The sequence below is a fragment of the Halobacillus sp. AWM4_238 genome (genome assembly GCF_056158265.1).
Genome location: NZ_JBSWSY010000002.1, coordinates 1752700 through 1766762 on the forward strand (window position 1 = coordinate 1752700; position 14063 = coordinate 1766762).

The window sequence follows — 14063 nt, forward strand, 5'->3', positions numbered from 1 at the left end:
CATCTATATAGAATCATGATTAGAAGAAGCGCCTATTTATAAGAAAGTCCTATAAATGGCGCTTTTTCTTTTTCATCTATTCAATTATACGAAAAATCCACAAAAATAGATAGTGTTACAAATATCATATGCTCAACAATTTACATATCTTCTGGAAACTACTACTAAGAAGGGAAGTTTTGGAACTTCCACCCCCGCATACAAATACCCGTTAATAAACTTCATAATCCTCTTTTCATCTTAAATCATGAACTTTTGTTCTAATAAGACAAACACCTACAATAGCAACCTAAATTGAATTGCAAATTGAAGGTGTTTGATCAGTCTCATTTTATTCAGTCTCGAAAGTTACAAATACCCTTTTTCTTTAAGACTAATAAATTTGCGATCCCCAATGACAATATGGTCAAGCAATTCTATGCCAATCATCTTCCCGCATTCTTTCAATCTGCGTGTAACTTGGATATCTTCCTGCGAAGGTGTCGGATCACCAGAGGGATGGTTGTGGGCACAAATGATGGAGGCGGCAGACCTTTTCACCGCTTCTTTAAACACTTCCCTAGGATGTACAATCGAAGCATTCAAACTGCCGATGAAAATCGTTTGTCTGTGGAGGACCTGGTTTTTCGTATTTAAAAACAAGCAGATGAAGTGCTCCTGCTTTAAATCTCTCATTTCTTCCATGATAAAGTCTGCTCCATCCTCAGGGCTTCGAATTAAATAACGTTCTACAGGTTTCATTTTTTGCATTCTTTTTCCTAATTCAATGGCGGCCAAGAGCAATACTGCTTTTGCAGATCCGATCCCTCGGATGGCTGTCAGCTCTTCGAGGGTGGCATCTTTCAGAAGCAAGATCCCTTCGAAGTGAACAAGAAGTCGATTGGAGAGTTCCATGACGGATTCCTGTTTGGTACCACTGCCTAACAGAATAGCGAATAATTCCTGATTGGATAAATGAGAGGATCCAAGCTCAATTAGCCGCTCCCTCGGCCGGTCTTGTCTCGGAACATCTTTGATCATTACACTTGATTGGGTCAATGGTTCGCATCCTTTCCCTCTAAGTCCCCATGTTAGAAGGAATCACTCAGGGAAGATGCCTATATTCTTAAGTTCACGCGCCACCCTTGACAACGGCAGACCGACCACGCTGTAATAATCTCCATGAATTTTTTCAACAAACAAAGCTCCTTTTCCTTGGATGCCGTAGCCCCCTGCTTTATCCCAGGCTTCTCCTGTTCGAATATAGGTCTCAATTTCATCTTCTGACAAATTATGAAACGTCACATCTGTTTTGACATAAAACATATCCGTCGTTTGAGTTGTTTTTAAACAAACTCCTGTATAGACCTCATGTGTTGTACCACTCAAAGAGCTCAGAAAAACTCTTACTTGATGAGCATTTTTTGGTTTTCCTAAAATTTCACCATTGTGGACAACAACGGTATCCGAAGTGAGCAGTACCTCACGATCAACCAGCTTTACATGTTCAGCCTTCACCCTGGCCAAATGAAGAACAGCTTCTTCCGGTGTCATCCCTTTCTCAATGACTTCATCCGCATTTGAAGGGCGGATTTCGAATGCATAGCCTGCAAGCTCAAGGAGCTCCTTTCGTCTAGGAGACTGTGATCCTAATACTAAGCGCTTCATCTTAACCATCATCCTTTCTAAACATGGGGCTCTTTCTATACTACAAGATTTCGACGAAACCGAGGATTTAATAAAGATTCATTTTCAAGTAGAAAAAAATATAAAAAAAGAGCTTCCCATTAAGAAAACTCCTTTTCTCCTAGATTATCACGTAACGTTTCCTTTATTCTAAGGATTGAACAATTTTCAACCAATTGATATTCGTATCATCCTGGGACTCCCATTGATTCAAAGCTTGTCCAAGTGATGTATTCTCTCCGACTTGATCGATCAGCATCTTTCTTTCATTTTCAGACAAATCACCCATTTGATGCGTTTCAATCGGTGTAACCAGTTCTTGAGGAATTTCTTTTTCAACCGCTACTACAAATGGCTTCACGTACGTTTCAAGACTCTTTGCTGTCAGAACGTTCGCCATTTGATCTGCCTGCTGTTTGCTCGGCGAACTCCCTACAAACAAGAAATATTGGCCATCTCTTTGCCAAATCATCGAAGGGACGAGGAGAGCGGTTAGTTTGCTCTGCCATTCCTTCGCCTTTCCTTCCGTTGAAAAAGCCCCGGCTTGAACGATGTACGTATCAAACGTTTGCGTTGGACCACTTGGAAGCTCAGACGTAGGCTCTTGGGGAGTAATCACTTCTGTGTCTGTCTTTCCCTCCCCAGACACCGGGACGGATTCAGACCCTGTTGAAGAGGGATCGGTTAAAGATACAAACATACGAAGCAGCAAAAAACCAAGACCCAGACTTACAAAAAGAGCGGTTATAGCGGTAGTAATCAATGGCCTGACAGGTTTCGAAGAAAAGCGATTCAACTTTTTTAAAGGGATGGGGGAGACCCGTTTAGCCGGACGTTCATCTTCCTTATCTTCTACGGCAGCGGCTTGTTCCTTTTGTGTCCGTACCACTTCATTTTTCGTTTCCTGCTGTTGTTCGTTCCGAAATGTGATGGAGATCTTATTTTTGGAATCCATGGTTTGATCACTCCTGCAAGGTTTGTTCCCACCCTATCACACGAGTTTTGAAAACCACGCTGAAATTTGTCAGCAGCCCTTCGACAATTTTGGCTTACAATTGACTTTCAAGTTCTGAATCAGACTGTTCTTCCATCTCTTCTTCTTCACGTTCTTGATCTTCTTCATCCAATTCTTCTTCTGCATCTGTTCTAGTAGATACAGATGAATTTGAATCATCCCATTGTTCGATAGCAAAAGGATTCACCTTATTCGGACTTCCACCATAATGGTATTGTGGCGCCTCATTTGCGAGATTGGCATACAAGGGCTGATAATAACTATTCAACACGATTGAATATCCTAGTTCATTCTCACTCTTAGGTACATCAAATTGGATCGAGTCGATTTGTATCACCCGCGATAATGATTGAATCTCTTTCATGAAGGAAACCATTTCATCATAGTTTTCAGAAGTTACATCAACCGTGAACTGAAGTGTATGCAATCCCTCGATCAATGCCTCTGCCTCATCTTCAACTGGCTCATCAGGAACATCTTCCTCTAAAACATCCGTTTCTTCCGGACTATCATTGAGGCCATTTTCCTCAGGCTCATTCTCCGATTCTACAATTGGAATCGTTGACTCCGAATCAGAAATAGCAATGCTGTTAATCAAACTGGTCGAAGCATTCTCTGCACGGTCAAGACCAATTAACAGTTGATCGATGAGCGGGATCACCGGCAACTGCTGCTGTATAGTTCGGGAAGTTAAGATTTGCTCTCTTTGACTTTCCTCCTGATTACTCTCTATAGCTGTAAGAATCTTTTGTTCCTGGGCTAAGGTTGCTTCCTTTTCAACTACCTGCTGCTGGTATGGAGCTAGAATGACTCTTTGACCTAGTATGTAAAACGCCAGAACAAGGACAATACCAGCAAGGACGATCCATAAACTCGAACGACTCCATTCGACTTTCATCTTGTGGACACCCCCTCAGTAGCAAGCGTCGATTCTTCAAGAACGATATAATAACTCGCAATGTACCGAGGTCGATAATCGTATAAATCCTCTGTATTGTCTACGACATCAGTGTCCACACCTGCTAACTCAACGTCAGAAATGAACGACTGTTGAAGAAGGGTGTTCGTGTATTTTGCTACTTCCTGGATTGTATCGAACCTCACATTCACTGTAATCTCAGAAGTGCCTGTTAAAGCAAAAGATTCAAAGAAACCACGCTCCGGCAGCAAGGACACGAGTCCTTCGACTACAGGAATGGTAGGGACAACCGTGCCTTTGAGCTGCTCAAGAGAAAGTTTCAACTCTTCTCTATCGGTTCCTTCGCCCACAGGTGATGTCGTAAAGCTTTCCTGTTCGACCTGCACCTGCCCTATCTGTTCACCCAACCGATCAGACTCATCAACCAAGTTTGCCTTTTGAGCATTGAACAGGAGAGCAAGGGCCAATAATAGGAGCGCAAAAAAAGCGACAACGATATACGGCAGAATATTTCTTTTTTCTTTTTGTTCTAGTAAATTGATCTCTACTACCATTCTCTCATCCCCTATATTCCTTATGGTTTGATTGATAGTCCAATCGCATCCATGCCATCCATTTTAGAAGATTGGTCTGAATCCAAGAAAATATCAGCTTCCTTCAGAGTAGACACCTGTATCCCTCTTTCTTCAAGCAATGTACGGACCAAATCGTTTTCCGGCCAATCTCCCGTAAGAAGAACTTTGGTTACAGATGCATTTCCATTCATAACAGAGAATTTATAAAAATCCATAATTCTTTCCACTTCGTTCACCTGGTCATGGGTGAATTCAGTTGGTTCGCCTTCATCTCCATGCCACAGGAAGCGGCCATTCTCCCTTTTCCATAACGTCATAGAAAGTGGAGTTCTTGTATGATTAGTAAAAGCTGGCACATGGTTATTAAAAACCGTTAACACACAACCATCCAAGTTCCAGTCGATTAATAACAAATGTTCACCTTCAGAGGCCAAATCCAAATATTCGTACAGTCGGTAAATGGATAGTGCCCCAATGTCGGCGGCTCTTGTTTTTAGTTTCGAATTACTGAACACTTGGTCCAACATACGGATTTGTTCTTCTGGAAATGCGAAAAGAAGCAGCTTTTTCTTCTCTTCACTATCACTCAGGATGCTGTAATCAAACGCAGGGTCTTCAAAAGGAAGATGCAACGTTTCGCCTAATTGCATATACAAGTAGCCTTTAATTTCATCATTCTTTAGATGACCAGGAACTTCAAAAGGACGCACAACAACAGAGTGATCCGGAACTGTAAAATAAAGGGCCTTGTTGCTCCACCCTTTACTCTCAATAAAGTTTTCTACGATTGTCGTAAGCTCGTGGGTATCGTTGATTTTACCGTCTTCCATTACATGGGGAGGAAGAACAATCTCTCCCGTGTCGTCTATCTCCCATGCATTTCCGGACTTCGAATACACATAACGGATGCAATGGTTCTTCATAACGAAATTCACACGTCCGTTTGATTTAAAAAAGTTAAACAAAAGGCTCCCCTCCTACGATAAGAAAAACGTCTCAAAATATAATTGCAATAAATCCAATCCATACAAATAACTAATAACCGCCGCCAATACTATGGAAGGACCAAAAGGGAAGGGATCTTTCCTTCCAATCACTTTCAAGCTCAACAAAGTAAGACTGACCACGGTCCCGATTAATGTAGCTAGAAACAAGGTAAGCAAGGTTAGCTTAAATCCAAGTAACATCCCTAATGTGGCTAAAAGCTTCATGTCTCCCGCTCCCATACCGCCTCTGCTCAATAGAATAATCATAAAGATGATGCCAAATCCGGCGAGCGCACCAAAAATCGAGTCATACCAAGGGTGCAGTGGGTGAAGAGTTCGGAAAACGATAAAAACAACCGCAAAAAAGAGCAGCAGTCGGTTTGGAATCAACATATACTTCATATCACTGACTGTGACAATAACAGCAAGTGAAACCAAAAGACAGGCGCCTATGAAAGGCCAAGACAAACCGAGCTTTATGTAAGCTAATAAAAAAAGCAAACCCGTGGTCAGCTCCACGAGTGGATATGTCATCGAAATTGAATCCTGGCAATGCCTACATTTACCTTTGGATAAGAAGTAAGAAAAGAGTGGGATTAAGTCTCTTGCTTGTAGCGGTGTGGAACAGTGGGGGCAGGCGGAACGTGAGGTAGTGAAGGGGATGTTTTTTGGTAAGCGTAGACCGACGACGTTTAGAAACGAACCTAATATAGTACCAGTAATTAATATATATAAAGTTATAATTGCATGCATTCTTCCACCTCATTAAGATAGGGAGAAAATTAATTCTCCCTATCATTAAAGAATTTATTGACTCAGTTCATTTTTGGTTTTAGGAGCTGACCAAACGTCTTCATCATTATTTCCTTTCAAATAAACTGTATAAACTAACGAACCATCTTCATCTTCTGTAATTTCAACATATCCGCTCTTATATGGTCCCTCCCCTTTTGGGTCCTGAGGAATAGAATCTAAATAATTATTAGCAAAAAGAGTGGACATAGAATAACCATCCAATGCATCTCCTGTGCCAACGGCCTCTTTTTGTAGTCCTTGTGCTTCCGCCAACCTTGCAGACTCTATTAGACTTAAGCCATTTGCGTCATGTGCATCAGTTTCAGTATTATCGATCACTCCACCAATAGCAGGAATGGCAATCGCAGCAATAATCCCTAAAATAACAATCACAGCCAAAAGCTCAATCAACGTAAAACCTTTCTCATTCTTTAACATTTCTCTCAATTTCTTCATTTTTTTCGCTCCTTTTGTAGTACTATCGTTTTTCTGCTAATGGTTATGTACTACTTTTTTCATTAGCAGGATTCCCTATGTTCATTATAAAGGATAGTTCTCTAGTAAACTAGCTTTTTTGCATATTCTTACATGAACTTAATTAATCGTATCGAAGATGGAGAACATGGGTACAGCAATGGCCGCAACAATTCCACCGACGACGACAGCCAAGGCCAGAATCATCAGGGGTTCGATCAACGTTTTCAATCTGTCTGTCGTATATTCGAGCTCAGATTCATAGAATTCAGCAACTTTTGCAAGCATGTAATCAAGGGAACCTGTCTCTTCCCCGACAGCCATCATTTGTATCACTAGGGGTGGAAAAATGGGATACTGACGTAATGGATCTGAGAGCTTATTTCCCTTTTCCAACGATTTGTAACTATTTATGATCGCTCGTTCAACGACTTTATTCTCTACTACGTTCTGAGTGACCTGTAAGGATTTTAATATGGGAACAGAACTGTTCATTAAAGAACTCAACGTACTGGTCATCCTTACTAATGCGGCTTTTTGTAGTAAAGGACCGAATACTGGTACTTTAAGCTTTAACACATCGACTGTGTATTTCAGCTTGGGATTTCTATCTACAAGCAGTTTGAAAATAAGGATTAAAAGAGCCGGTACAAGGATCGCTACATACCAAAAGCTTTGAAAGAATTGGCTCAAACTTAGAGTGAGTTGGGTAATCCATGGAAGCTCTCCCCCCATCGTATCGAACATGCTCGCAAACCTTGGTACAACGAAGGTTAATAGGAAAATGACGATGCCAATGGCAATGAGGCCGACTACCAATGGGTAGGTTAAAGCGGAAATGATTTTTTGCCTGGTATCGTACTGCTTCTCATTATAAACCGCCAGACGTTCCAAAATGTCGTCGAGATTACCGCTGACTTCTCCAGCCCGAACCATATTGATGAATAAATTCGAAAAGATTTTGGAATGAGAGTTTGCAGCTTCTGAAAAAGCACGCCCGCTTTCCAATTGATCACTGATATCATATAACGCTTCACTTAACGCACGGCTATTGGATTGTTTGGCAAGAATCTTTGTCGACTCCAGCAAAGAAATGCCCGCTTTCATGAGCGTAGAAAATTGCCTCAAGTAGATGACAAAATCCTTTTGTTTTACGGGGTTTCCTATTTGAATATCTTTCAAGAAAATGCTGTCGATTTCTTTAATCTCAGAAATGGTAATGCCGCGCTCTTTCAGTGACATGACTGCTTCTTTTCTCGAATTGGCACGCAGCCTTCCCTTCTGTAGTTTACCGAGCAGACTGCGTCCTTGGTATGCATAATAGGGCATCCTATAAGCCCCCTTCTTTCAAGTATGGAACGGCATCACGTTCGTCAATGACTTGTTCTCTCAACAATTCCTGAATCGACATTTCCAATGTTTGCATCTGCTGTGCCTTCGACGTTTGCATGACATTCTCAATCTGGTGGATCTTTTCATTTCTGATCAGGTTTTTGACGGCTGACGTGTTCAATAAAATCTCAACGGCGGCTCTTCTTCCTTTTTTATCTACACGACGAAATAAACGTTGAGAAATAACCGCCTGCAAAACGTTGGCGAGCTGAACTCTGACTTGACCCTGTTGATTGGGTGGGAACACATCAATGATCCGATCAATCGTGTCTGGGGCATTGGTCGTATGTAAGGTCCCAAATACAAGGTGCCCGGTTTCAGCAGCTGTCAACGCTGTGGAGATCGTCTCAAAATCCCGGAGTTCACCAACCAAAATGACATCAGGATCCTGCCGCAGACAAGATCGTAAACCATTGGCAAAATTTCTCGTATCAAATCCTACTTCCCTTTGATCTACGATGCAGTTTTTATGGTTATGGGTGTACTCAATTGGATCTTCCAGTGTAATGATGTGCTTGCGAGTGGATTGATTGATGTAATCAACCATCGAAGCGAGAGTCGTAGATTTACCTGATCCTGTAGGACCCGTGACGAGAACAAGACCCTGGGCATAGCTGCTTATCTTCTTTAACACTTGCGGCATATAAAGGTCTTCAATGGAAGGGATCTCCCTCGGCACAATCCTTACTGCCATAGAGAGACAATTTCTTTGATAGTATATATTGATACGGAACCTTGAAACACCTGCAATCCCGTATGATACGTCCACTTCCCGGTTACTGATCAACTGTTTATGTAAGTCCTCAGACAAGATCGCTTTGGCCATCTCATCTGTATCTGCCGGTTTCAGTGGATTTTTCCCGTACTTTCTTAACTGCCCGTGTATTCTGAATATCGGGGGTACTCCGACTGTCAAATGGATATCAGAAGCTTCATATTCATTCGCAGCCGTTAGAAGTTGATCAAATTTCTCTTTCAATCCTTACCACCTCGCTAGTCGACTTTCGCGACGCGAAGCACTTCTTCTAACGTCGTCAGTCCCTGCTTCACTTTCAATAAACCATCATCTAACAAGAAGAGCATTCCCTGCTTCAATGCGTAACGCCGGACTTGGTCCATACTGCCATTGTTCATCATCATTGTTCGGATTTCATCATCGATCACTAACACTTCCTGAATCGCCATTCGTCCGCGATAACCTGTATTTTGACAGCTGTCACACCCTGCGCCTTTGTAGATTGTTTCTGCAGTCATTCCACGTTTTTGAAAATGTTTCTTTTCCATCACAGTCAATGTATGAGGGGTTCGGCAATCGCGGCATATTCTTCTGACTAATCGCTGGGCGACCACACCCGATAATGATGAAACGACAAGATAGGGTTCTACGTCCATATCGAATAAACGAGGAATGGTTGCAATCGCACTGTTCGTATGTATTGTGCTCAATACTAAGTGTCCGGTGAGAGAAGCACGGATGGCGATTTCTGCTGTTTCTGAGTCACGAATCTCACCAACCATGACGATGTTAGGGTCCTGACGTAAGATCGAGCGGAGACCTTTCGAGAAAGTTAATCCGATCGATGAATTGACTTGAACTTGGTTCAGGCCTTCAATTTGATATTCTACCGGATCTTCTACCGTAATAATGTTCACATCATCCGTGTTCAAACGATTCAAGGATGCATACAAGGTCGATGACTTCCCCGAACCTGTCGGACCCGTAATGAGGATGAGCCCTGAGGGCTGCTCAATCAATTGCTTATATTTCTGCGTATTGATCTTGTTAAAGCCCAAATCTTCGATCGTGCTCAATGCATTTGAAAGGTCAAGAATTCGGATAACAATTTTCTCCCCGTACACCGTAGGAAGGACTGAAATCCTCAAATCAACGGGGGAGCGGTCGATATTTGTTTTAATTCGTCCATCCTGTGGCAATCGACTTTCAGTGATATTGAGGTTGGCCATGATTTTGACTCGTGCAATCAAGCTGTTTTGGAAAGACTTCGGTAACGTTCGTTCCGTCCTTAACACACCGTCTATTCTATAACGGATCAGCACCCGTGATTCCTGAGGGTCGATATGGATATCGCTTGACTTCAGTTGGACACCCGCCTGAAGCAGTTGATCTACTAACTTAATGGCCGGAGCTTCGTCTGTGTCTTCCTCATTTTCCACGAGACTTGAATCATTCAAGTTATAATGGCGGTTAACGGCTTGAAGAATTTCATGCTTGGTAGCAATGACAGGAGATATTTTGAATCCCGTAGATATTTTCAAATCATCAATAGAAAAATAATCCATTGGATCTGTCATGGCAACCGTCAACTCTTCCCCTTTCCGTTGTATAGGGACAAGAAGGTTACGAAGAGCGAATTCTTTACTTACAATGGTGATTACATTAGGATCAATCGGAAAGTGAAACAAAGAAACATGTGGAATGCCCAGTTGAAATTCTAATACTTCAATCAATTGCTTTTCAGTCACAAAACCCTTCTCTACAAGTACGTCACCGAGTTTCTGATCTGATTTCTTGGTTTCCAGCGCTTCTTGTATTTGATCCTCTTCGATAATCCCTGCTTCTTTTAACAAATCACCCAATCTTTTTCTCTTGATCATGACCAGTCCACCCTTTTTCGTCCATCACTTAGATTCTTCATCAGGAACTTCCTCCCAAACGCCTTCTTTATTCTTTCGAATGGATTTGGAGTCACTGGATTTCTCTTTTCCTTCATCTGTTTCCGTATCTCTTTCTTCACCTTCAGAACTCGAGCTCTTACCTTCATCACCAGAGTTTGAATTTTCATCCAGACTCTCTTCCGAACCTGGTGGGTGCTCTTCTACTCTAGCTACCGGTGGGTAATAGTCTTCTGAAATAAACTCCTGCACTCCATCCGATAAAGATTTGTCGACACGATAGACAGAAACTACCTCACCTTTTTTCCCTTCTTGCAAAAGATTGAACGTCCCTCTATTTACAAGAGAAGAATACTGGATGATCGTTTTAGGGGAAATCTCTTCTCGATCCAACAATTGCACATGAAAGTCCGAGGTGGTCGGATAACCGATCCATTGAATTTTTACATGGCCCTCTTCTAAACTTACCGCCAATTGATAGTCCCCTGAGAATGGGTTGTACACTTTTAAATCCTGACCTTGTTCCAGATCTACATTCGCTTCTAAACCAATGTCAGCGTATGCTGGCATTCGGTGACTGATATGTCTTTCCTGAATGATCATCCCTGCTTTCACACTCGCTCCATAAATGGCAGAGGCTAGTACATCGAGAGAAACATCATCATATACACCATCATTATTCAACAAGCGGTTGAATGAAAAAGTGGCCCCATCTTCAAGCTCTGTTCCATCAAAGAGCTTCACAGCTCGTTCCATGCTTGTCTCTTTAGGCACATCAACTGTCTGGTCACCGATGCTTTCATAAAGAGCAGAAGCATTCCCTTTTACAAAGTCATAAGCCACATACTCTAAAGAGGAATCTATCAATTGTGCTGCTTCCCTTTTCACAGTTTCAATGAATTGTTCCTCGGAAAACTCTGCAGCCAACGAATCGTTCATATAAGATTTCAAATCCGTTACATAAGATTCATCAATGGTTACCTGCAAATCCCTGATGGTTGTATCCATGGCTTCTTCAACTGTTGATTCCACATCAAAGCGTATCATTTCCGTATCAACAGCCAGTTCCTTACCATCCACTTTGACTACAATCGAATGGCTGTCTTTCCAAGACTGCACCTTTTCTCGGAGCAGTTGTACCGCTTCATCTCTACTTTTCTCCGAAATATTGACGGAAGCAATGACTGTGTTTTCCGGGAGGTGTTTACCAGTGGTTACATATTGGATTGCCGCTGAACTTCCAATTGTGAAAAGAAACATAGACATCCCCACGGCAACCACTAATGAAAGCAGCTTAAGATTCAATGTTTGTTTCAATCATTCACACCTCCTCAGAACCTATTTGAATCACTTTACATTCATGCTCAATTCAACCATGACACTTGGACCGTACTGCTTCAATTGGTCGATTTCAGCTCTAGTTAATACTGTCCCTTCTGAGACAACGGTTTCCCCCTGGGAATTCACGATATTTTTCGTCGCTTGCTTCCCTTCCAACAATTCATCCTGCTTACGGTCTAAGTCATTTATCCGCTCCTGGTTAGAGGTTGCTTGGAAATGATAGGATTTCTTTGTTTCAACAGGCATGGGAGATTCCTCAACCTTTTCAGTCTTCACTTCTCCAGTAGCAAACTCTTCGTTCAGTATGAGCAGATTTTCACCATAGGTGATAATGTATTCAGCAGAAACTTCCATACTACTTTGATCACCTGTTGTTACATCCACAGATAGAATTTGTCCATTCTTTTCATTCACGTAGTACTCTGTGATTTCTCCTACTAACTCCCCGACTCGAGTCATAACTTGCGCGCCTTTAATATACACCTTTTTATTAATCAGTTGATTGGCAATCGGGATTTCATTTAAGTCCAGAATGGAATGCATACTTTCCACAGTGATCGCATATTTCCCGATTCCGATGATTTTTTGAAATGGAATGGCCTTTACACTTACTTGCCAATCCTCATGTTCAACAGTTAAAAAATCTACGGATCCTTTTTCTGGATTGATTACAATGGATTTCACCCTTCCAATTTCTTCTCCGGCTGAAATACTGATGATTGGAAATCCGATAATTTCTATACTCTTTTTCATATTCTTCCTACACACCCATCATTATTTTGTATATTGAACTTGTTGTTGTAACACATACTGTAACTGCTCGACAATGAGAGAGTATGAATTGAATTTATCGATCAACCCACCAACGAACAACTCCAGCTCATCTATTTTTTGATGCTTGATATAATGTTTGATTAAATGATTGGAGATCGAATAATACTCTAAATCCGGCAAATTTTCGGACAGATGTGCTTTAACGTAATTCTCGTACTCAGACCCTGACATGCCCTCTTCCATATGCTCAATCTTTTCAATCATCAACTCTAGCAACTGTTTTCGTAACGCTTCATCTGCAATTAGTTCTTCCTCGTTGTCTTCCTCTAGAGAGAGGCTGTCTTCGTTGTCTTCTATATCCGGATCACTTGAGTAATTGATAGATGGGACGCTGACTTCTTCTTGATATTTTCCCTCTAACGCATTATCCGCATTGTTCATTTCCCGGGTAATATCTTTGTCAAAATCTGTTGTTTCTTTGCTTTCTTCTATGATTTCTTTATTAGATCCTTCATATGGCATCTTAAAGCCCTCTGTATTCTCTAAATCACTCTGGCCAACTTCATCCTCGATAGGCTCAAGCTCCAGATGGCTATCTTCGAAGGCTGAATCAGTCATAAGTTCATTTTCTAAGATGCGCCCCGACTCCTCATTTTCATCCCCTTGAACAATACGTTCTTCATCCTTCTTCTCTATTGAGAGGTCTTCATCTTCAATGGAGTCCAGCTCCGCTGCTTCAAAATCCAATTGTTGATTCCGTTCGGACATCAGTTCTTCTTCTGTCTCTTCCTCTAAAGGTTCCTCTTCCAAGCCCATAGTTGTTTCTTCATTCATCCTACTCTGCACGAGCTCTTCTTCCAATAGAGATTCTTCTTCATTGGCGGCTGCTTGGTCATCATTCGAAGGCCATTCACCTCCAGATGTTTTCGCGTTTAACTCTTCTTCTTGTGGATTGTTGTCTTCTACAAAAAGTTCATCGAGCACTATTTTATTGGAGGGCTGTGAGACCTCCTTCTCATCATCAAGTTTCCCAAGCTCAGGATCCACCTTTTGCTCTTTTAACTCTTCAGTGGATTCACGTTGGTTTAATTTAGGCTCTTCTTCATTGGAAAGAAAATTCGTGGATTCTTCCCCTTCGCCACTCTCTAGGGTTGCATCTTCTTCTTTCGCCCCATTGTACCAATGATCAAAATCATCAGTCGTCGGAGAATGTGGATGCTCCATGGATGATCCTTTTTCATTATTGAATTCAAAAACACCTGGAGCTTTTTCTTGCAGTAGGACTGTAAATAAGAATGCAAGCACCAGCGCAGAAACCATCCCTATCCAAAACGTGTAGGTTAAAGAAGCAAGAAGAGCTAATGAACTAATCAAAGACCCCGTTAACCATAAAACCATCCGCGCCTTCACGGACATATTTAAAGGTGAAAAGCGTAGTATGATAAATGCGAAAGCTATCGTTCCGAACCAAATGAGTAAGTCTGTCATGCTAT

At 41.7% G+C, this 14063-nt stretch carries 14 protein-coding genes; all 14 read right to left on the minus strand.

Annotation, left to right across the window (positions count from 1 at the left end; all coding sequences use genetic code 11):
• Nucleotides 1–348: 348 nt before the first annotated feature.
• Complete coding sequence (gene radC / locus ACXACN_RS09120) at nt 349–1020, minus strand: RadC family protein (protein ID WP_474966835.1); 672 nt, start codon at nt 1018–1020, stop codon at nt 349–351.
• A gap of 60 nt (nt 1021–1080) precedes the next feature.
• Nucleotides 1081–1647, minus strand: coding sequence for a Maf family protein (locus tag ACXACN_RS09125; RefSeq protein ID WP_474963915.1), 567 nt, complete (start codon nt 1645–1647; stop codon nt 1081–1083).
• 163 nt (nt 1648–1810) lie between these two features.
• Nucleotides 1811–2620 (minus strand): SPOR domain-containing protein, encoded by an 810-nt coding sequence (locus tag ACXACN_RS09130; protein ID WP_474963917.1) that lies wholly within the window; start codon nt 2618–2620, stop codon nt 1811–1813.
• Nucleotides 2621–2714: 94 nt separating this feature from the next.
• A complete protein-coding gene (locus ACXACN_RS09135; RefSeq protein WP_474963918.1) occupies nt 2715–3578 on the minus strand; it encodes a hypothetical protein in 864 nt (287 codons plus the stop codon).
• Nucleotides 3575–4153 (minus strand): hypothetical protein, encoded by a 579-nt coding sequence (locus ACXACN_RS09140; protein ID WP_474963919.1) that lies wholly within the window; start codon nt 4151–4153, stop codon nt 3575–3577. The genes ACXACN_RS09135 and ACXACN_RS09140 overlap by 4 nt, the downstream gene beginning before the upstream one ends.
• A 20-nt stretch (nt 4154–4173) precedes the next feature.
• Nucleotides 4174–5139 carry a type IV pilus biogenesis protein PilM gene (pilM, locus tag ACXACN_RS09145; protein ID WP_474963920.1) on the minus strand — a complete coding sequence of 322 codons (966 nt, stop codon included), beginning with the start codon at nt 5137–5139 and terminating at the stop codon, nt 4174–4176.
• A gap of 12 nt (nt 5140–5151) precedes the next feature.
• Nucleotides 5152–5913 carry a prepilin peptidase gene (locus ACXACN_RS09150; RefSeq protein WP_474963922.1) on the minus strand — a complete coding sequence of 254 codons (762 nt, stop codon included), beginning with the start codon at nt 5911–5913 and terminating at the stop codon, nt 5152–5154.
• Between the two features lie 54 nt (nt 5914–5967).
• Nucleotides 5968–6411, minus strand: a complete 444-nt coding sequence (locus ACXACN_RS09155; RefSeq protein WP_474963923.1) for a prepilin-type N-terminal cleavage/methylation domain-containing protein — start codon at nt 6409–6411, stop codon at nt 5968–5970.
• Nucleotides 6412–6549: 138 nt separating this feature from the next.
• On the minus strand, nt 6550–7758 hold the full coding sequence (locus ACXACN_RS09160) for a type II secretion system F family protein (protein ID WP_474963925.1): 1209 nt from the start codon (nt 7756–7758) through the stop codon (nt 6550–6552).
• Between the two features lies 1 nt (nt 7759).
• Entirely contained in the window at nt 7760–8800 is a 1041-nt protein-coding gene (locus ACXACN_RS09165; protein WP_474963926.1) for a type IV pilus twitching motility protein PilT, read from the minus strand.
• A gap of 14 nt (nt 8801–8814) precedes the next feature.
• On the minus strand, nt 8815–10437 hold the full coding sequence (locus ACXACN_RS09170) for a GspE/PulE family protein (protein WP_474963927.1): 1623 nt from the start codon (nt 10435–10437) through the stop codon (nt 8815–8817).
• Between the two features lie 24 nt (nt 10438–10461).
• On the minus strand, nt 10462–11772 hold the full coding sequence (locus ACXACN_RS09175) for a VanW family protein (RefSeq protein WP_474963929.1): 1311 nt from the start codon (nt 11770–11772) through the stop codon (nt 10462–10464).
• Between the two features lie 30 nt (nt 11773–11802).
• Complete coding sequence (locus tag ACXACN_RS09180; protein WP_474963930.1) at nt 11803–12549, minus strand: PRC-barrel domain-containing protein; 747 nt, start codon at nt 12547–12549, stop codon at nt 11803–11805.
• 21 nt (nt 12550–12570) lie between these two features.
• Nucleotides 12571–14058, minus strand: a complete 1488-nt coding sequence (locus ACXACN_RS09185; RefSeq protein ID WP_474963931.1) for a hypothetical protein — start codon at nt 14056–14058, stop codon at nt 12571–12573.
• Nucleotides 14059–14063: the final 5 nt, after the last annotated feature.